Source organism: Streptococcus sp. KHUD_010 (assembly GCF_040207525.1).
Classification (GTDB): Bacteria; Bacillota; Bacilli; order Lactobacillales; family Streptococcaceae; genus Streptococcus; species Streptococcus hominis.
Genome location: NZ_CP157941.1, coordinates 193,560 through 213,136, shown reverse-complemented (window position 1 = coordinate 213,136; position 19,577 = coordinate 193,560). Strand labels below are relative to the sequence as shown.

19 protein-coding genes and 1 pseudogene are annotated in these 19,577 nt (G+C 40.3%); 4 read left to right on the top strand and 16 right to left on the bottom strand.

Annotated features, from left to right (window positions below):
* Positions 1 to 112: 112 nt before the first annotated feature.
* The 4 genes from radA to ABKA15_RS01135 all read right to left on the bottom strand — a co-directional run bounded on the left by radA (position 113) and on the right by ABKA15_RS01135 (position 3,972).
* Complete coding sequence (radA, locus tag ABKA15_RS01150) at positions 113 to 1,531, bottom strand: DNA repair protein RadA (protein WP_106388356.1); 1,419 nt, start codon at positions 1,529 to 1,531, stop codon at positions 113 to 115.
* Positions 1,491 to 1,934 (bottom strand): dUTP diphosphatase, encoded by a 444-nt coding sequence (locus ABKA15_RS01145; protein ID WP_003029453.1) that lies wholly within the window; start codon positions 1,932 to 1,934, stop codon positions 1,491 to 1,493. Before ABKA15_RS01145 ends, radA begins: the two co-directional genes overlap by 41 nt.
* A 93-nt stretch (positions 1,935 to 2,027) precedes the next feature.
* On the bottom strand, positions 2,028 to 3,059 hold the full coding sequence (locus tag ABKA15_RS01140; protein WP_049513909.1) for a S66 peptidase family protein: 1,032 nt from the start codon (positions 3,057 to 3,059) through the stop codon (positions 2,028 to 2,030).
* 223 nt (positions 3,060 to 3,282) lie between these two features.
* Complete coding sequence (locus tag ABKA15_RS01135) at positions 3,283 to 3,972, bottom strand: gamma-glutamyl-gamma-aminobutyrate hydrolase family protein (protein WP_350015360.1); 690 nt, start codon at positions 3,970 to 3,972, stop codon at positions 3,283 to 3,285.
* A 251-nt stretch (positions 3,973 to 4,223) separates the two neighbouring features.
* Here ABKA15_RS01135 and ABKA15_RS01130 point away from each other — a divergent pair, with 251 nt between their 5' ends.
* On the top strand, positions 4,224 to 5,240 hold the full coding sequence (locus ABKA15_RS01130) for an NAD(P)H-dependent glycerol-3-phosphate dehydrogenase (protein ID WP_049513912.1): 1,017 nt from the start codon (positions 4,224 to 4,226) through the stop codon (positions 5,238 to 5,240).
* A 28-nt stretch (positions 5,241 to 5,268) separates the two neighbouring features.
* A complete protein-coding gene (galU, locus tag ABKA15_RS01125) occupies positions 5,269 to 6,168 on the top strand; it encodes a UTP--glucose-1-phosphate uridylyltransferase GalU (RefSeq protein ID WP_350015359.1) in 900 nt (299 codons plus the stop codon).
* A 454-nt stretch (positions 6,169 to 6,622) separates the two neighbouring features.
* On the opposite strand, the gene ABKA15_RS01120 is transcribed toward galU, so the two are convergent.
* The 6 genes from ABKA15_RS01120 to tsaB form a co-directional block, all read right to left on the bottom strand.
* Positions 6,623 to 7,567, bottom strand: a complete 945-nt coding sequence (locus tag ABKA15_RS01120; RefSeq protein ID WP_350015358.1) for an IS30 family transposase — start codon at positions 7,565 to 7,567, stop codon at positions 6,623 to 6,625.
* Between the two features lie 91 nt (positions 7,568 to 7,658).
* Positions 7,659 to 7,982 carry an AzlD domain-containing protein gene (locus ABKA15_RS01115; protein ID WP_350015357.1) on the bottom strand — a complete coding sequence of 108 codons (324 nt, stop codon included), beginning with the start codon at positions 7,980 to 7,982 and terminating at the stop codon, positions 7,659 to 7,661.
* Positions 7,972 to 8,667 (bottom strand): AzlC family ABC transporter permease, encoded by a 696-nt coding sequence (locus ABKA15_RS01110; RefSeq protein ID WP_049514491.1) that lies wholly within the window; start codon positions 8,665 to 8,667, stop codon positions 7,972 to 7,974. Before ABKA15_RS01110 ends, ABKA15_RS01115 begins: the two co-directional genes overlap by 11 nt.
* A 2-nt stretch (positions 8,668 to 8,669) precedes the next feature.
* Positions 8,670 to 9,683, bottom strand: coding sequence for a tRNA (adenosine(37)-N6)-threonylcarbamoyltransferase complex transferase subunit TsaD (tsaD, locus tag ABKA15_RS01105; protein WP_049514489.1), 1,014 nt, complete (start codon positions 9,681 to 9,683; stop codon positions 8,670 to 8,672).
* Complete coding sequence (gene rimI, locus ABKA15_RS01100) at positions 9,676 to 10,116, bottom strand: ribosomal protein S18-alanine N-acetyltransferase (RefSeq protein WP_049514486.1); 441 nt, start codon at positions 10,114 to 10,116, stop codon at positions 9,676 to 9,678. The genes tsaD and rimI overlap by 8 nt, the downstream gene beginning before the upstream one ends.
* The gene (tsaB, locus tag ABKA15_RS01095) at positions 10,113 to 10,796 is read right to left on the bottom strand and encodes a tRNA (adenosine(37)-N6)-threonylcarbamoyltransferase complex dimerization subunit type 1 TsaB (RefSeq protein ID WP_049514485.1); all 684 of its coding nucleotides are present in this window, start codon (positions 10,794 to 10,796) and stop codon (positions 10,113 to 10,115) included. Before tsaB ends, rimI begins: the two co-directional genes overlap by 4 nt.
* 277 nt (positions 10,797 to 11,073) lie before the next feature.
* Here tsaB and ABKA15_RS01090 point away from each other — a divergent pair, with 277 nt between their 5' ends.
* Both ABKA15_RS01090 and ABKA15_RS01085 read left to right on the top strand, forming a co-directional pair.
* A complete protein-coding gene (locus ABKA15_RS01090) occupies positions 11,074 to 11,304 on the top strand; it encodes a DNA-directed RNA polymerase subunit epsilon (protein ID WP_020999859.1) in 231 nt (76 codons plus the stop codon).
* 3 nt (positions 11,305 to 11,307) lie between these two features.
* Positions 11,308 to 12,990, top strand: a complete 1,683-nt coding sequence (locus ABKA15_RS01085; RefSeq protein WP_049514483.1) for a ribonuclease J — start codon at positions 11,308 to 11,310, stop codon at positions 12,988 to 12,990.
* Between the two features lie 223 nt (positions 12,991 to 13,213).
* Here the strand turns inward: ABKA15_RS01085 and gap are convergent, their stop codons facing one another.
* The 6 genes and pseudogenes from gap to purR all read right to left on the bottom strand — a co-directional run bounded on the left by gap (position 13,214) and on the right by purR (position 19,505).
* The gene (gene gap, locus ABKA15_RS01080; protein ID WP_003026445.1) at positions 13,214 to 14,221 is read right to left on the bottom strand and encodes a type I glyceraldehyde-3-phosphate dehydrogenase; all 1,008 of its coding nucleotides are present in this window, start codon (positions 14,219 to 14,221) and stop codon (positions 13,214 to 13,216) included.
* A 244-nt stretch (positions 14,222 to 14,465) separates the two neighbouring features.
* Positions 14,466 to 16,547 (bottom strand): elongation factor G, encoded by a 2,082-nt coding sequence (fusA, locus tag ABKA15_RS01075; RefSeq protein ID WP_049514482.1) that lies wholly within the window; start codon positions 16,545 to 16,547, stop codon positions 14,466 to 14,468.
* A 436-nt stretch (positions 16,548 to 16,983) separates the two neighbouring features.
* Complete coding sequence (rpsG, locus tag ABKA15_RS01070; RefSeq protein ID WP_003026449.1) at positions 16,984 to 17,454, bottom strand: 30S ribosomal protein S7; 471 nt, start codon at positions 17,452 to 17,454, stop codon at positions 16,984 to 16,986.
* Positions 17,455 to 17,473: 19 nt separating this feature from the next.
* A complete protein-coding gene (gene rpsL / locus ABKA15_RS01065; protein ID WP_003026451.1) occupies positions 17,474 to 17,887 on the bottom strand; it encodes a 30S ribosomal protein S12 in 414 nt (137 codons plus the stop codon).
* 201 nt (positions 17,888 to 18,088) lie between these two features.
* Positions 18,089 to 18,673, bottom strand: a pseudogene (locus tag ABKA15_RS01060) (hypothetical protein).
* Positions 18,674 to 18,686: 13 nt separating this feature from the next.
* Complete coding sequence (gene purR / locus ABKA15_RS01055; RefSeq protein WP_003026455.1) at positions 18,687 to 19,505, bottom strand: pur operon repressor; 819 nt, start codon at positions 19,503 to 19,505, stop codon at positions 18,687 to 18,689.
* Positions 19,506 to 19,577: the final 72 nt, after the last annotated feature.

The following is a 19,577-nucleotide window of genomic DNA, read 5'->3' as shown; positions in this document are numbered from 1 at the left end:
TGAAAAAACTCTAGAACAATCAGCAATTTTAATAAATTTTCTGAACTTCAAATCTTTTGCTCGCTGATTTCATTATATCACAACAACCTTTCAACTGAATTCAAAGAGAATATCACCCAAACACCTTCTTCAATACTTCTCCAATCGTTGTTACACCAATAACTTCAATAGTTTTGGGAATGTTCAATCCGTTCAGAGAGTTTTTAGGAGCGTAAACTTTGGTGAAGCCCAGCTTAGCAGCTTCATTGATACGCTGCTCAATGCGATTGACACGGCGGATTTCGCCCGTCAGACCGATTTCACCAATAAAACATTCTTGTGGATTCGTTGGCAAATCTTTATAACTCGAAGCAATTGCAACGGCAACAGCTAAGTCAATAGCTGGCTCATCTAATTTGACACCGCCTGCTGACTTGAGGTAGGCATCTTGATTTTGCAATAATAACCCTGCTCGCTTTTCCAAAACAGCCATAATCAGACTAACACGATTGAAATCCAATCCTGTCGTTGTCCGCTTGGCATTGCCAAACATGGTCGGCGTCACCAAAGCCTGCACTTCCGCAAGGATTGGACGCGTCCCCTCCATAGTCACCACGATAGAAGAGCCTGTCGCCCCATCTAAACGCTCCTCTAAGAAAACCTGGCTAGGATTGAGTACTTCAACCAGACCACCTGACTGCATCTCAAAAATGCCGATTTCATTCGTAGAGCCGAAGCGGTTTTTGACTGCCCGCAAAATACGAAAAGTATGTTGACGCTCACCCTCAAAACAAAGTACTGTATCCACCATATGTTCCAAAGTTCTAGGTCCAGCCAGAGTGCCCTCTTTCGTCATATGACCGACGATAAAGGTGGCAATATTGTTGGTTTTTGCCAGCTGCATCAGCTCCGCTGTCACTTCTCGCACTTGCGAAACCGACCCTTGCACGCTGGAAATTTCTGGCGATAGAATCGTCTGGATGGAATCTATAATCAAAAAATCAGGCTGAATTTTTTCAATCTCAGCACGAATACTCTGCATATTGGTCTCCGCATAGAGATAAAACTCACTGTCAATATCGCCTAAACGTTCCGCGCGCAGCTTAATCTGCTCGGCAGACTCTTCCCCACTGACATACAAGACCGTTCCTTTGTGAGAGAGTTGGGTCGAAACCTGCAATAAAAGGGTAGATTTCCCAATGCCGGGGTCTCCTCCGATTAGAACTAAACTTCCTGGCACCACGCCACCGCCCAAGACGCGGTTAAACTCTTCCATATCTGTCTTGGTACGGTTGACATCAATAGAAGTCACCTCTGCTAACTTCATCGGTCGACTTTTTTCCCCTGTCAGAGAAACACGCGCATTCTTAACCTCCGTAACTTTGACCTCTTCGACAAAGGACGACCAAGCCCCACAGTTAGGACAGCGCCCTAAATACTTGGGGGAATGATATTCACAATTTTGACAAACAAATGTCGCTTTTTTCTTGGCTATGATAGATTCCTCTTTCTTAATGCCCAGTGCTTCCAAAACCACCTGTCCGCACACCATCTGCTTCATCATTATCAGCAAGCAAGAACGGCGCAAAAACAGCTTGAACGATACGGTCTTCTTCTTCTAAAACCACCTCTTGATCTGTAATGTTCTGCATTTGCGCAAAAATGTGCCCTTCATTTCCCGGATTACCGTAGTAATCCCCGTCGATAACACCTACAGAGTTAATCAAAACCAACCCTTTTTTACGCGGATTAGATGAACGATCATAAAGATAAAGCACCTCACCAGCCTGCATATAGGCCTTGACACCTGTAGGCACCAATTTAATCTCTTTGGGCGCAATCACTGTACGCTCTGCTACCTTTAAGTCATAACCTGCTGCATGAGCCGTCTCACGCTTTGGCAGTAAATTTTCATTTGTAAAGCTTGAAACAAGCTCAAAACCACGAATTCCCATATTTTTCTCTTTTCTACTTTTGCTTCCCCTATTATACTAAATTCGTAAACAACACGCAAAATGCAAGTCATTCTTCAACCTGCACTTTTAAAGTTATTTCAGTTCATTCAAAAATCGAATGACTTGCTCGTTGGCGTCTACTTGAGCTTTCACCCCAAAAGGAACAATTGCTCTTGGGGTAGCATGCCCAACATTTAGATTATACAAGATTGGAATATCTGTATCAATGACATCCAGCAGAATTTGCTTGTACTCATCATAGTAAGTTTCATCCATTGGTTTTCCAACAAGCACACCATTTAAAACAGAAAAAATCCCTGTCGCCTTTAAGGTTTCTAGCATTTTTCGATATAAAGTTGGTTCTGGTTTTTCCTCACTGGTTTCCAACAAAAGAATTTTTCCTCCCCACTCTGAAAGACTGGGAAATAGCTGGCATTGAGCACACAGTTCAATGGCACCTTCATATCTTTCATCAAATATCTGATAGAGCGACTCCAAACAGCCTCCTAAAATTTCCCCTTCAAATGTTGCCTTCCCTTTCAGCAATTCAAATCCCTGATTTTCATGACGAATCCGTTTCGTTCCTAAGACTTTTTCACTAAAATCCGTCCTCTCATCATACCAGACATTGCTCGGTCTGATTTCTGAGATAGTCCCTGTTCCAATCAGTTCCTTAAAATATGAAAGCGTATAAGGCAGCATTTCTTCCTCTAACTCACAAACATCAGCAAGAAATGACTGACCATAAAAAGTCTTAACCCCCAGCTTATGGAGCATGAGGTGATTCATGGTAGTGTCTGAAAAGCCTAAAAATACTTTCTGATTCACAACCTTTTTTAATTGGTTATCTTCAAATAAATAGGGTAGCAATCGATACGTATCATCTCCACCAATAGCACATAAAATCATATCAATTGAAGGATCTTCAAAAGCTTGAATCAAATCTTGCGCTCTCGATTTAGGATGGTCTTTCAGATAATCCATTCCCTTTTGTGCATGCTCTAAAAACATCACTTCAAGTCCCAACTCTTTTAAACGCTTTAATCCTAGATCAACCTCATGCCTAACGAAATTTTCTCCAATGATTCCGCTTGATAAACTGACAATTCCTACTTTCTTTATCATCCTATTTCCTCCTTAATCAATGATTTGAAATATTATATCATAAACTAACAGGAATAACGAATGACTGTTCACAAAACAAAAAAGGCTACCTCTTTGGTGACCCTTATAGGGAGATTATTATGAAAAAGTTTAGGATTTCTATCAAATAAAGTTAGGAGGTCTTCATTTGATGATGTTATTATAAAATGATTTTCTTAAATGAAGCTTAAGCCGTATTTTAAATTTACAATTTCTGCAAAAGATACTGAAAAAGTTCTAGATTCCCTTTTTCTTCGTTGACTAAAAACTCTGGGTGCCATTGAAGCCCAATGATCCGACTATCATCTAGCGACTCAATCGCTTCAATGGTTTTATCCCTAGGATCAAAAGCCGTTGCGCGAAAATTCGGCGCCAAATCTTTAATACTTTGTCGGTGGACAGAGTTAATCTGACTAGCACGACCGAACAATTCTTCAACAATGCTGCCTTTCTCAGTTTGAATGGAGTGAGAAGTTCCAAAAGGTAAACCCTGCCAATGGTTGTCAATGTGCTGATTCAGCGTTCCACCAAAAGCAACATTGACTAGCAGCAAGCCTCGGCAAATCGCCATAATTGGTTTTTCCTGTCGAAGAGTTTCTGCTAACAGAGCTAGCTCAAACTCGTCTCGCACCATATTGTAATCATCACTCTCAATCGCCTGCTTTTCTCCATAAAAAGCGGGATGCACATGTTGTCCCCCAGACAAAATCAATTTATCAATACTTTCAACATAATCCCTCACCAAATTTTTGTCACCAACAGGGATAATCATAGGCAATCCGCCAGCGATTCTGATACTCTCAGCAAATTTACTAGAAACGGACGAGTGAATATTTTTACCTTCCTTATCAACAGGACAAAGATTAGCGGTCACTCCAACTATCGGTCTGCTCATACGATTCCCTCCTCATTGATATACACAATCTTACCACTTCCTCAGCTAGTCGTCCAATTGATTTTTTTAAAGGTTGTGATAAATAGTTTTTATACTAGCTACAATTCCTGCCTCATTACACTCTTTTTATGCACTTTAATCAGCCTTTATTCTTATAAAATAATAACTTATAAAAACAAGCTGCTACTAAACAAGAAATTTATCGCTTTCTATGGTAAAATAAAATTAGAAAACTCTATAAGGAGAAGAACATGGAAAAACAAACAGTTGCTGTTTTAGGCCCTGGTTCATGGGGTACTGCCTTGGCACAAGTATTAAATGACAATGGACATGAAGTTCGTATTTGGGGCAATATTGCCGAACAAATTACTGAAATCAACGAGCACCACACTAACAAACGGTATTTTAAAGATATTGTTCTTGATGAAAAGATCACAGCGTATTACGACTTAAAAGAAACCCTTGATGACGTGGATGCTATCCTTTTCGTCGTTCCAACCAAGGTTACACGTCTTGTAGCCAAACAAGTCGCCGAGGTGCTTGATCATCCAGTTAAAGTCATGCACGCTTCAAAAGGTCTGGAGCCTGATACCCATAAGCGACTTTCCATGATTTTAGAGGAAGAATTGCCTGAACAATTCCGTAGCGAAATCGTCGTCGTCTCTGGTCCCAGCCATGCTGAGGAAACTATCGTTCGCGACATTACTCTCATCACAGCAGCTTCAAAAGATTTAGAAACAGCTAAATATGTCCAAAATCTTTTCAGCAATCACTACTTCCGCTTGTATACTAATACAGATGTCATCGGTGTGGAAACGGCTGGAGCCCTAAAAAACATCATTGCGGTCGGAGCAGGGGCTCTTCACGGTCTCGGTTATGGTGACAACGCAAAAGCCGCTATTATCACGCGCGGCTTAGCAGAAATCACCCGTCTCGGTGTCAAACTCGGTGCCAGTCCTTTAACATATAGCGGTTTATCCGGAGTGGGAGATTTAATTGTCACAGGGACCTCCGTTCACTCACGCAATTGGCGCGCTGGTGACGCTCTTGGTCGCGGTGAAAAGCTAGAAGATATCGAAGCTAACATGGGCATGGTTATCGAAGGCATTTCCACTACCAGAGCGGCCTATGAACTCGCACAAGAGTTAGACGTCTACATGCCTATCACCCAAGCCATTTATCATGTCATTTATGAAAGCCTTAACATAAAAGATGCCATTTATGATATAATGAATAATGAATTCAAAGCTGAGAACGAATGGTCGTAATCAGTCACATTAAATAAGGAGTCGTTCTATGACAAAAGTAAGAAAAGCAGTCATTCCTGCTGCTGGACTTGGAACTCGTTTCCTACCAGCCACAAAAGCACTCGCAAAAGAAATGCTGCCTATTGTTGACAAACCAACTATTCAATTTATCGTTGAAGAAGCGTTAAAATCCGGTATCAAAGACATTCTGGTTGTAACAGGCAAATCCAAACGCTCTATTGAAGACCACTTTGATTCAAATTTTGAATTGGAATACAACCTCAAAGAAAAAGGTAAATCTGATCTTTTAAAACTCGTAGATGAAACGACTGGTATCGGTCTTCATTTCATTCGTCAAAGCCATCCACGAGGGCTTGGCGATGCTGTTTTGCAAGCCAAGGCTTTCGTTGGTAACGAACCTTTCGTTGTCATGCTAGGCGATGACCTAATGGACATTACAAATGACAAAGCAGTACCACTTACCAAACAATTGATGAACGATTACGAGGAAACACACGCTTCAACTATTGCTGTCATGAAAGTACCACACGACGAAGTTTCTTCTTATGGCGTTATTGATCCACAAGGTGAAGGAGTAAATGGACTCTACAGCGTTGAAACTTTTGTTGAAAAGCCAAAACCAGAAGACGCACCAAGTGATCTCGCCATTATCGGACGCTACCTACTAACACCTGAAATCTTCTCCATCTTGGAAACACAAAAGCCAGGTGCCGGAAATGAGATTCAACTGACAGATGCCATTGATACTCTCAACAAGACACAAAGAGTGTTCGCTCGTGAGTTTACAGGTGACCGTTATGATGTTGGCGACAAATTTGGCTTTATGAAAACATCTATTGGCTATGCCCTCAAACATCCTCAAGTCAAAGATGATATGAAACAATACATTATTGAGTTAGGCAAGAAATTAGATAAAAAAGAAAACTAACAGATAGCTGTGATGGGGGACACCTATTCCTAATCAATTGTTCCAAGGAACTCTAATTGATTAAAATCAAAAGTGCTTTTCCAATCACTACATTTGTTGGGAAAACAATAGCTTGTAAAAGGCAGGGAAAATATCATCCCTGCCTTACTTTTTGATACCCAAAATTCTTAACGAAGTAGATAATTGCTCAAAACACTGACTTGAGGTTATAGATAGAGTTTGCGAAGTAAGTCTCAATACTGCTTTTGGCAGACTCGGAAAAAGCCCCTTTGGAAATGAAAATAGTAACCGCAAATCTACTTTACAACAAACTCTCATTGCACCCAATCTAAATAAAAAACTCATTAAAATCCTGAATGGTCTGTTTTAGGTCTTAAACGGTCATTTTTAACTAAAACTCCGCCTTAGTGATTCCCTAAGACGGAGTTATTTCTATAAAGCCTAAATTGTCAAATTAAGTTAGACTTTTCAAGTAACTCAGAAAAACTTGGTATGGTATTTGATAATTCAAAGACTTTCTAGGAATTCTATTTCTTTTATCAGCTATAACTGATAAATAATTTTGAGAAATATTCGTAAAATCCATTTGTTTCGGTAGTCCATTTCGTCTTAATAAGCCATTAGAATGTTCATTGAGACCTCGTTGCCCAGGACATCCTGGATCCGCAAAGAAAATATCAATGTCATGTACATTCGAAATAGATTTCCAATTAGAAAATTCTTTCCCACAATCAAAAGTGATCGACTTAAAGAGATGGCTGGGGATTTGAGACAACCATTGATTGATGGAGGCCTCAATATCGCTTGCTTTCCGTCCATTGGTTTTCAGTGTGATGATGGCTTTTGAGCAGCGTTCTACTAAGGTAATGACTGCACTTTTGTGTTTTTCTCCCACAATTGTATCCCCTTCTAGATGACCGAATTCCGTCTTAAAATTAGGATAACTGTCTGCTCTCTCACGTAAATCTCTGCGAAACGCTTGTTTTCCTCGTTTTTCGCTATGACCATTTGGTTTTCTTTTGCCTTTCCAAGGGAGATCCTCTTTCTTTAAAATACCACGGTCTGCTAGTCGATAGAGAGTTCTCATAGGACAAGAAACCCTATCTGGATAAGTTCCTTTAATGACATCAAGGCTCCAATTTTGTTCTAAATGAGTTTGGATAAAATCTTTTTCTGATTGCGTAAGACTTGTTTTATTCCTGCCACAACGTTTCTTATTGACTTTATAACGGTTATAATAATCATATGCAGAGTGCCCCTCTTTCAGATAGTTGATGACATTGTAGATTGTCTGTTTTGATCTGCAAAGTGAAGTCACAATATCTGAAACTTTTGTGTTTTCCTGATAGTAAGCCTCTATCATTACGAGCTCGTTTGTGGTAAGATGAGTATAGGTCATTTATGTTAGTTCCTTTCAGACAAATGTGGTGTTTATCTGAGCCTAACATAGATGGCTTTTTCTGTCTAGCTTAATTTTACAATTTGGGAAGTTAAAAGATAAATCGCAAACCAGCCACCAATACCACACCAAAAATCACAGTTACCACTAAGTTACGATAGCGAAAAGCAATATAAATTGTTGGAAAAACAGCTATTAAATCTAGCCATTTAAAGGTTGGCAACTGCCCTACCTTCCCATTTGTAAGGCTGGATAAAATCAATGCAAAAATAATAGAGACTGGCAAGTACTGTAAAAATCGTTCTACAATTTTAGGTAAGCCGCGATATTTTACCAAGATAAAAGGAGTCACCCGCGCTAGCCATGTCACCAAAGCTGAGAGAAGAATGGCGACAAAAATATAACTATTTATCATCTAACATCACCCCCGCAGCACAGCCTAATAAGGTCGACATTAAAACAGCTAAAGACGAAGAAACAAGCATGCTTAAAGCATAGAACGATAAAGCTACCACAGACAACATCACTAATAGTTTTTGAAATTTTGTTTTATGTAACATCACTAAAAATTGGGAAGAAAAAATCCCAATAAACATACCCACCAGCGCAAAATCCAAGCCAAACATTTCTGGATTTGGCAATAGACTTCCTAATGTCGTTCCGACCACAGATCCGACAAACCAAGCAAGATAGCTCGTAATGTTATTGCCGTACATCCACTGAAGCGAAATATCCTTTGTATGAACACGCTCACTTAGTAAAACGCCGTATGTTTCATCTGTCAAGAGTATTCCGATACCAATATTTTGCAAGAGACTTGCATGCCGAAAAAAAGTAGATGTATGAAGACCTAGCAAAAATAGACGCAAATTGATTAAAAAAACTGTCAGAGCAATAGCTGTTACCGGGGCGTGAATCACAAGAAGTGCTAGCATAGCAAACTGAGCACTTCCTGCATAGACTAAACTGCTCATCAGTGCCATTTCAAGAGGGCTGACATAAGAAGCACCAATAATTCCACAAGCTAGTCCAATACTAACATACCCAAGAGCCGTTGGCATCGCTGCCTTAGCCCCGTCCTTAAAACTTTTTCCTATCATATTTATACTTCCATTGTGTCAAATGCCAGACTTGGCTTAGCATTCAAGCTTAATGTTGCAAGATTCCCTTTATTCCACTCACTGACGCTCGCATAAGCAATCATTCCTGCATTGTCCCCACAGAGACGCAAAGGCGGTATGATTACCTTGATATCTGTCATTTCAGCTGCTAAACGTTTACGTAAACCTTGATTAGCAGCAACACCGCCCGCAACGACTAAGGTCTTAACAGGATATTTCTCCAAAGCTTTTTTTGTTTTTGCCATGAGAATATCTAAAACAGCAGCTTGAAAACTAGCAGCCAAATTTTCTTTTGACAAACTTTCACCCCTTTGCTCTGCATTGTGACAGAGGTTGATAAAGGCAGACTTCAACCCAGAAAAGGAAAATTCCAAATTATCCTCTTTGATCATCGCCCTCGGAAAATCATAAATATCTTGTCCTTTATGGGCCAATTCATCTATCTCACGCCCTGCTGGATAAGTCAAGCCCATCACGCGACCAACTTTATCATAAGCTTCTCCAACTGCATCATCGCGTGTTTCCCCGACAATCTGATAATCACCGGCTTCGCTGACATAAACCAACTCAGTATGCCCCCCGCTGACTAATAACGCTAAAAGAGGGTATTCTAATTTCTCAACACTTTGAGCCGCCATAAGATGACCTGCCATATGATTGACAGGAATAAGCGGTAAATGATGCGCCCACGCAAAGGACTTGGCAGCTGCCAGCCCGACCAAAAGAGCACCGACTAGTCCCGGTCCATAAGTTACTGCTACTGCAGTCACTTCTTTTTCTGTAATACCGGCTTTCGCAAGAGCCTCCTCAATGCAAGCCGTGATAACTTCCACATGGTGACGGCTAGCCACTTCCGGTACCACGCCACCAAAACGTTTATGGCTCTCAATCTGGCTCGCAATAACATTGGATAAGAGTTCATCGCCATTCTTTAAAACCGCTACGCTAGTCTCATCGCAGGACGTCTCAAAAGCTAAAATATATTTATCATTCATTGTTTTCTCTTTTCATTACAATCGCATCTTCCATTGGCTCATGATAGTAATTCTTACGCCGAGCGATTTCTATAAATTTCTCTTTTTGGTAAAATAGCAGAGCCGCTTTGTTGGATTCTCTCACTTCGAGGAAAATCTCTTTGTCAATTGGCAGATGTTCAAACAAAGCGGTCGCAATTTTCTTTCCTTGATAGGCTTTCTTAACCGCAATTTGTAAAACTTCTGCTTCAAAGTCCAACTCTTGAAAAGCCAGGAACCCGATTAAATTTTGAGCTTGCAAAGCCAAAACATAAACTGACAAAGGATTTTGTAAATCTTTCTCAATCTGCTCTATATTCCAAGGACTGACAGCATACACATCTTTCAATACTTGGTAAATTTGCTCCGCTAAATTAGCAACCTGCTTTTTTTCATCTTTTTTAATCTCAATCATAAACGCTTGATGTAAGAATCTTTTGTTTCTTGATGATTTTTCAGCCAATTCTCTTCTGCTTCCACTCGCTTGAGGTAATTCGGCACGAAATCATGAACAGAGCGAGCTGGTAGTTGCAGACCAATTTTAGCAAGGAGCACAGCGCTTGGCAGAGTTGCTTTGATAAGAGCTTCTGGCAAAGCGGATTGAATCTGCTCCGCAAAATTTTTCACCTCTCCTACAAAAGTTACCTGAGAAGCAGACTTGGCTTTTTCTAAAACTTCTTCAAAAGATAAATGAGCTTCCGGCTGAGTTGCTCTGCCATTTTCATAAAAACCAGCATAGACATTGTTTCGTCTAGCATCCATGAGAGGAATGACCAAGCCGTCAATGTCCTCTGGCACCAGAATCCGCAAGCTAGAAACTCCCACCAAATCTATTTTAAGCGTATGTGCTAACGTTTTGGCTGTTGCCACAGCAATTCGCAAACCTGTATAACTACCAGGACCTTCTGCAACTACAATGCGACCTAAGTCACTTGGTTTCAAATTCAAACTTTCCATTAAAAAATCAATAGCCGGCATCAATGTAACGCTATGATTTTTTTTAATATTTATCGTCATCTCAGCAAGCAAACTCTCATCTTCTAACATTGCAATCGCGAGTGTTTTGCTGGATGTGTCAAAAGCTAAAACTTTCATTCTTATCTTTCCTTTGTGATAATCTACTTTCTATTATACTACAAAAAATACGGATTTCCTTAATATGATTTCCAAAAAAACAAGACCTTTTGAAAACCGCTTTCCTAGATTTTCTCACTTCTTTCTTTTACTAAATATCCTTTTTATGATATAATGATTATAGTTGTAACGTATCAAAATCAATTTATTACCCGGAAAATCAAATAGATGAAGACCGCCCTTGAAAATAAGGTGGCTATTTTCTGGTAGATTGATCATGAATGAGAAAGGAATTGAAATGATTTACAAAGTTTTTTATCAAGAAACAAAAGAACGCAATCCACGTCGGGAAAACACGCATTCTCTCTACTTGGATATTGACGCAAAAGACGAATTAGAAGGACGCATCAAAGCTCGGAAACTCGTCGAAGAAAAAACACCTTACAATGTTGAATTGATTACACTTTTGTCTGACAAACATTTAGAATACGAAAAAGAATCAGGCAACTTTACAATTACGGAGCTCTAAACCATGTCATATACTTTAAAACCCGAAGAAGTCGGTGTATTTGCCATTGGTGGTTTAGGAGAAATCGGGAAAAATACCTACGGGATTGAATATCAAGATGAGATTATCATCGTTGATGCAGGGATTAAATTTCCTGAAGATGACCTCTTAGGGATTGATTATGTCATTCCTGACTATTCTTATATCGTAGAAAATATTGACCGTATCAAAGGAGTGTTGATTACTCACGGTCATGAAGACCACATCGGAGGGATTCCCTTCCTTCTCAAGCAAGCAAATGTTCCTATTTATGCTGGACCACTTGCCCTTGCACTGATTCGTGGTAAATTGGAAGAGCACGGACTTTTACGTGACGCTAAACTCTACGAAATCAATCAAAATACCGAACTTCAATTTAAAAATTTAAAAGCAACCTTCTTCCGCACAACTCACTCCATCCCAGAGCCTTTGGGAATTGTCATCCACACACCTCAAGGGAAAATTGTTTGTACGGGTGACTTCAAGTTTGACTTTACACCTGTTGGCGAGCCAGCAGATTTACATCGAATGGCAGCACTTGGTGAAGATGGTGTTTTAGCACTTCTTTCTGACTCCACCAATGCAGAAATTCCAACTTTCACAAATTCCGAAAAAATCGTTGGTCAGTCTATCATGAAAATCATTGAAGGCATTCACGGGCGGATTATTTTTGCCTCCTTTGCCTCAAATATCTTCCGTCTCCAACAAGCTGCGGATGCTGCGGTTAAAACTGGCCGAAAAATTGCTGTTTTTGGACGTTCAATGGAAAAAGCCATTGTCAACGGAATTGAACTAGGGTATATTAAAACCCCAAAAGGAACGTTCATTGAACCAAATGAAATCAAAGATTATCCCACAAATGAAATTTTAATCATGTGTACAGGAAGTCAGGGAGAACCGATGGCAGCCCTTTCACGTATCGCGAACGGAACGCACCGCCAAGTCCAACTCCAACCGGGTGATACAGTAATTTTCTCTTCTAGTCCTATCCCTGGAAATACCACCAGTGTCAATAAGCTCATCAACACCATTTCAGAAGCTGGCGTTGATGTTATCCATGGAAAAATCAATAACATCCATACATCTGGACACGGTGGACAACAAGAGCAAAAATTGATGCTCCGTTTGATAAAACCTAAGTATTTCATGCCAGTCCATGGTGAATACCGCATGCAAAAAGTTCATGCTGGACTTGCAATGGATACAGGCATCCCTAAAAAGAATATCTTTATCATGAGTAATGGAGACGTCCTTGCTTTAACTGCCAATTCGGCTCGCATCGCAGGAAGTTTCAATGCCCAAGATATTTATGTTGACGGTAATCGTATCGGAGAAATCGGTGCTGCAGTCCTCCGCGACAGACGTGACCTTTCCGAAGATGGCGTTGTCCTTGCAGTAGCTACCGTTGACTTTAAATCAAAAATGATTTTGGCTGGTCCCGATATCCTTAGTCGCGGTTTTATCTATATGCGTGAATCAGGCGATCTCATTCGTCACAGCCAGCGTATTCTTTTCAATGCGATTCGTATTGCATTAAAAAATAAAGATGCTAGCATTCAGTCAGTCAATGGTGCTATCGTAAACGCTCTCAGACCATTTTTATATGAAAACACAGAGCGTGAGCCCATTATCATCCCAATGATTTTAACACCAGATGAAGAAATCTAGCAATACAATCCTTACATAGTAAAAAAACAACTTGATTTGGGTAAAGTCAAGTTGTTTTTATTGTAGCTTGGTCATAACGACCAAACGAGTGGAAACTCTGGAGTTTTATCAACATTCTAATTTGCTTTTTATATATATTCAACTCTCAACTTCCACAAGTCTGAACCGAGGAGCGAATGACAACAAAAAAGAGAGGCGAACCTCCCTTTTCTATACTGATGAATTATTTAGCAATTTTTGCAAAGTATTCAAGAGTACGTACAAGTTGTGCAGTGTATGACATTTCGTTATCGTACCAAGATACAACTTTCACCAATTGTTTTCCGTCAACATCAAGAACTTTAGTTTGAGTTGCATCAAACAATGAACCGAATGACATACCTACGATATCTGAAGATACGATTGGATCTTCTGTGTAACCGTATGATTCGTTAGCTGCTGCTTTCATAGCTGCATTTACTTCATCAACAGTAACGTTCTTTTCAAGAACAGCAACCAATTCAGTAACTGATCCAGTTGGAGTTGGAACACGTTGAGCTGAACCATCAAGTTTACCGTTCAATTCTGGGATAACAAGACCGATAGCTTTAGCAGCACCAGTTGAGTTAGGAACGATATTTGCAGCACCAGCACGAGCACGGCGAAGATCACCTTTACGATGTGGACCGTCAAGGATCATTTGGTCACCAGTGTAAGCGTGGATTGTTGTCATTAAACCTTCAACGATACCGAAGTTGTCTTGAAGTGCTTTAGCCATTGGAGCCAAGCAGTTTGTAGTACATGAAGCACCTGAGATAACTGTTTCAGTACCATCAAGAACATCGTGGTTAGTGTTAAATACAATTGTTTTAACATCGTTTCCGCCAGGAGCAGTGATAACAACTTTCTTAGCTCCACCTTTAAGGTGTTTTTCAGCTGCATCTTTCTTAGCAAAGAAACCAGTTGCTTCCAAAACGATTTCTACACCGTCAGTAGCCCAGTCGATTTGTTCTGGGTCACGTTCAGCAGAAACTTTAACGAATTTACCGTTAACTTCGAATCCACCTTCTTTAACTTCCACAGTACCGTCGAAACGACCTTGAGTTGTGTCATATTTCAACAAATGTGCAAGCATAACTGGATCTGTAAGGTCGTTGATACGAGTAACTTCAACACCTTCTACGTTTTGGATACGACGGAATGCAAGACGACCAATACGACCGAAACCGTTAATACCAACTTTAACTACCATTCGTGATTTCCTCCTTATGAAAATCAAAAAATTTTTATGTGAAAAGAGTAACTTGAGTTGCTACAAATCACCTTTCAACATATCTATTATATACTTTATCCCTTAAAATTGCAACTGATTTCAGCATTATTAACAAGGAATATCATTTCTTTCACAGATTTTCACTTCTCTTTCATTTCCGGAAGCTAAGTAGGAGATATGCAAAAAGCACCTGCTTGCGCAGGCGCTCCAAAATCAGCTTATCTTAAGCCTCACCTTTGTTTTTCTTAATAATTTCTTCTTGTACTGACTTCGGTACATCTTCGTAGTGGTCAAATACCATCATGAAAGTACCGCGTCCTTGTGATGCTGAACGAAGAACTGTTGCATAACCGAACATTTCAGCAAGTGGAACATAGGCACGAACGATTTGGCTGTTACCATGAGCTTCCATACCATCAACACGTCCACGACGAGCTGTTACGTGTCCCATGACATCACCGAGATTTTCTTCTGGTACAGTAATTGTAACAAGCATCATTGGTTCAAGAATGGTTGGTTGCGCAGTCTTAGCAGCTTCTTTAAGAGCAAGAGAGGCAGCAACTTTAAAGGCTGTTTCAGATGAGTCGACATCGTGGTATGAACCGTCATACAGTTTTGCTTTCACGTCAACGATTGGGTAACCAGCAAGAACACCGTTTGCCATTGACTCAATCAAACCTTTTTCTACAGCTGGAATGAATTCACGTGGAACGACACCACCAACAATAGCATTTTCAAATTCGAAACCTTTACCTTCTTCGTTTGGAGTAAATTCAATCCAAACATCACCGAATTGACCTTTACCACCTGATTGGCGTTTGAAGAATCCACGTGCTGATGTTTGTGCACGGAAAGTTTCACGATAAGATACTTGAGGAGCACCTACGTTTGCTTCAACTTTGAATTCACGACGCATACGGTCTACAAGGACATCCAAGTGAAGTTCACCCATACCAGAGATAACTGTTTCACCAGTTTCAACGTTAGTTTCAACGCGGAAAGTTGGGTCTTCTTCAGCCAATTTTTGAAGGGCAATACCCATCTTGTCTTGGTCAGCTTTTGACTTAGGTTCAACCATCAATTGGATAACTGGTTCTGGAACTTCGATCGATTCAAGGATAATTTTTGCCTTTTCATCTGTCAATGAGTCACCAGTTGTAGTATCTTTCAGACCAACAGCTGCAGCGATATCACCTGCGTAAACAGTTTCGATTTCATTCCGGTGGTTTGCGTGCATTTGCAGGATACGTCCGATACGTTCACGTTTTCCTTTAGAGGTATTCAAAACGTATGAACCTGAGTTCAAGACACCTGAGTACACACGGAAGAAAGTCAAACGACCAACAAATGGGTCTGTCATAATCTTGAAAGCAAGTGCTGCAAACGGTTCGTCATCAGATGCTGGACGAGTTTCTTCTTCGTCTGTATCTGGGTTTACACCTTTAATAGCTGGAATATCAAGTGGGCTCGGAAGGTAGTCAATAACTGCATCAAGCATCATTTGAACACCTTTGTTCTTGAAGGCAGAACCAGCAAGGACTGGGAAGAACTCAACATTAATCGTTGCTTTACGGATGGCAGCTTTTAGTTCTGCTTCAGTAATTTCTTCCCCTTCAAGGTATTTCATCATCAAGTCTTCGTCAGTTTCAGCAACTGCTTCGACTAATTTTTCACGCCATTCTTGGGCTTGTTCAAGATAATCAGCTGGAATATCTTCTTCAAGAATATCTGTTCCAAGGTCATTTGTATAGATTTCAGCTTTCATGCGAACCAAGTCAATGATACCACGGAAATCATCTTCTGCACCGATTGGTAATTGAATTGGATGAGCATTTGCTTGAAGGCGATCGTGAAGAGTGCTTACTGAGTAAAGGAAGTCTGCACCGATTTTATCCATTTTATTAGCAAATACGATACGTGGAACGCCATATTCAGTTGCTTGACGCCAAACTGTTTCCGTTTGAGGTTCAACACCTGATTGTGAGTCAAGGACAGTTACGGCACCATCCAATACACGAAGAGAACGTTGTACTTCAATTGTGAAGTCCACGTGCCCTGGTGTGTCAATAATGTTGACACGGTAATCTTTCCATTGTGCTGTTGTTGCAGCAGATGTGATGGTGATACCACGTTCTTGTTCTTGTTCCATCCAGTCCATTTGTGAAGCACCTTCGTGTGTTTCACCGATTTTATGGATTTTACCGGTATAGTAAAGAATACGTTCAGTCGTTGTTGTTTTACCAGCATCGACATGAGCCATGATACCGATGTTACGAGTTTTTTCAAGTGAAAATTCGCGAGCCATTTGGTTGTTTCTCCTATTATTTTATTTACAGTTTATTATAACATATTTTAAGAAAAGCGAGTAGGCAAATCCTACCCGCTCCTCCTGAAGTTTTTGTAGTTGATTGGGTTAAGTGCAATGCCTAACGCTTTTACGATCCTAACAATTTTGATTAAGCTAAAAATCTAAAGAAAAAGATAGATCTCATTGGTTGCAATCGCAACCTGCTTCGATTTCCTATTTTTTCTTGGACTCTTTTAACGCTTTCGCATCTTAAATTTGAGTTCGGACTAAAATCTCAAAAACTCAATTGAACTCGGGCTAAAAACTTTTAGTATCTTAAATTTGAACGAGAACGGGATACTGTGCAAAAAAGATAAACTTCCTTGTATTCATCGAATACAGCGTCAGTTTCCTATTTTTGCTTTGTATCCTTTTCGTTCTTCGTATCATGTTTTTACCAGCGGAAGTGAGCAAAAGCACGGTTAGCTTCAGCCATACGGTGAGTATCTTCACGTTTTTTAACAGCTGCACCAGTATTGTTAGCTGCATCCATGATTTCTTTTGCAAGGCGATCTTGCATAGTGTGTTCTCCACGTGAACGTGAAATAGTTACCAACCAACGAAGTCCAAGAGTTGTACGACGTTCTGGACGAACTTCAACTGGGACTTGGTAGTTAGAACCACCGACACGGCGAGCACGTACTTCAAGTACAGGCATGATGTTTTCCATAGCTGTTTCAAATACTTCAAGTGCATCATTTCCAGTAGCTTCTTTGATTTGCTCAAAAGCACCATATACGATTGAAGCTGCTGTACCACGTTTACCATCAAGCATAACGCGGTTGATAAGACGTGTCACTAATTTTGAATTGTAGAGCGGATCTGGCAATACTTCGCGCTTAGGCGCACGGTTTTTACGACTCATTGATCTTTATCCCCTTTCCTTATGCTTTTGGTTTTTTCGTACCGTATTTAGAACGGCCTTGTTTACGATCAGTTACACCTGCAGTATCAAGTGCACCACGAACAATATGGTAACGTACCCCTGGAAGGTCTTTTACACGTCCACCACGAAGAAGCACAACGCTGTGTTCTTGCAAGTTATGTCCGATACCTGGGATATATGCAGTTACTTCGATCAGATTGCTCAAACGTACACGAGCAAACTTACGAAGAGCTGAGTTCGGTTTTTTAGGTGTCATAGTACCAACACGAGTTGCTACACCACGTTTTTGTGGTGAGTTTTCACGAGTAGGTACACGCTTCAAACTATTATAACCAACATTTAAAGCTGGTGATTTAGATTTTTCTACTTTTGATTTACGCGGTTTGCGAACCAATTGGTTAATTGTAGGCATCTACATTTCTCCTGTATTTTTTTAATTTTGGTGATGATACACTTGGTGACAGCTACCATCTACGTGTACTTTTGCAACATTTGTCAGCACGTCTCTGTACACTTTTGAGAGACCAAAAGTAAAAAGTACCGTCTATTAGTATAACACGACGGCACTTTCTTTGTCAATATATTTTTTATAGTTTCCCTATTGAAATCCCAGCTATTGTCCAGTAGTATTTGTGGTTGGGACACTTGCTCCGTTTCCGTTAGTCGTTGGAGTTTGAGCTGAATTGGTCTCAGCCTGTCCTGTGGTAGCTGAAGCTGCTGGTGCTTGATAGGTTTGAGGATAAGTTTGTTGGTACGTTTGCCCTGCATCTGTTTGAGGCGTCACAGCATTTTGACTTTCTGTAGCAGCTGCTTCGCTGGCTTCACGCGCAGCAATCGCATCACTGACTGCCTTGATTCGTTGTTGAAATTGGGCTTTTTGAGCTGCGTCTTTCAACTTGTCTACTTTTTCCTGAGCAGCTGTTACATTAGCTGTTGTCTGCTCCGCTTCCAGTTTTTTAACAGCCTCTTCTGCTTCTTACACAATTTTTGCCTGTTCTTTTTTGTCCTTTTCTGCTTTCGACTCTGAAGGTTTTGACGTTAAAACTGTTCATCTTACAGTCGGAGCGGCTGCACGCGCCGCGTCATCTTGCTTTTTAACGAAAAACAATCCCGCAGCAAGAATGAGCGCCAAAACTGTAACAATCGAAATTCTCAGCCACAAGGAGCTTTGATCCAATTTATCCAATATATTTTTCAAATTTTCACCTCATCTATTTGTCAAAAATATTGCCAACTTCTACGCTGATTTTATTGGACTTCACATCAATAGCTGTCACTTTCAACAATGATTTGTAGTCCAAATGTTCACGTTCTGTCTGTGCATTTTCCGCAAAGACTGCTACACCAGCTAACTCTGAATCAAATTCTCGTAAAAGACTAATCATACCATTGACTGTCCCACCACCTTTTAAGAAATCATCTACTATTAAAACACGGCTTCCAGCTTTCAGGCTGCGTTTCGACAAGAACATCTTTTCAATACGGTCACCGCTCGAACCTGACACATAATTGACGCTAACCGTCGATCCCTCTGTGATTTTCAAGTCGCGACGAACAATGACAAATGGAACATTTAACACATTTGCCACTGCATTTGCCAACGGCACTCCTTTTGTAGCAACAGTCATTACGGCATCAATTTTTTGATTTCGAAACGTCTTGGCAATAATGCGCCCAATGTTATTTAATATAGAAGGCGTACTCAACAAATCCGACAAATAAATGTAGCCGCCAGGTAAAATCCGATTGCTTTCAGACAATTTCGTGCGGAGGTCTTCCACCATTGCTCTAGCTTCTTTATCTGAGATAGAAGGTGTAAAAATAACACCTCCCCCTGCTCCTGTAATGGTTTCAATATGCCCAATCTCCATTTCTTCAAAAGCACGTTTAATAATGACAATATCTTCAGAAATAGATGATTTTGCGGACTCATACTTTTCGGCAAATGTATTGAGACTAGTTAGCTCATACGGATGATTGATTAGGTAGTTGGAAATGACTACCATACGTTCACTTCTTCTTAATTTCATGTTTTCACCAATTTTATTTTATTTTCTTCATTATATCATAATAAGCTCAAAAAACGAACATTATTTTTGCAA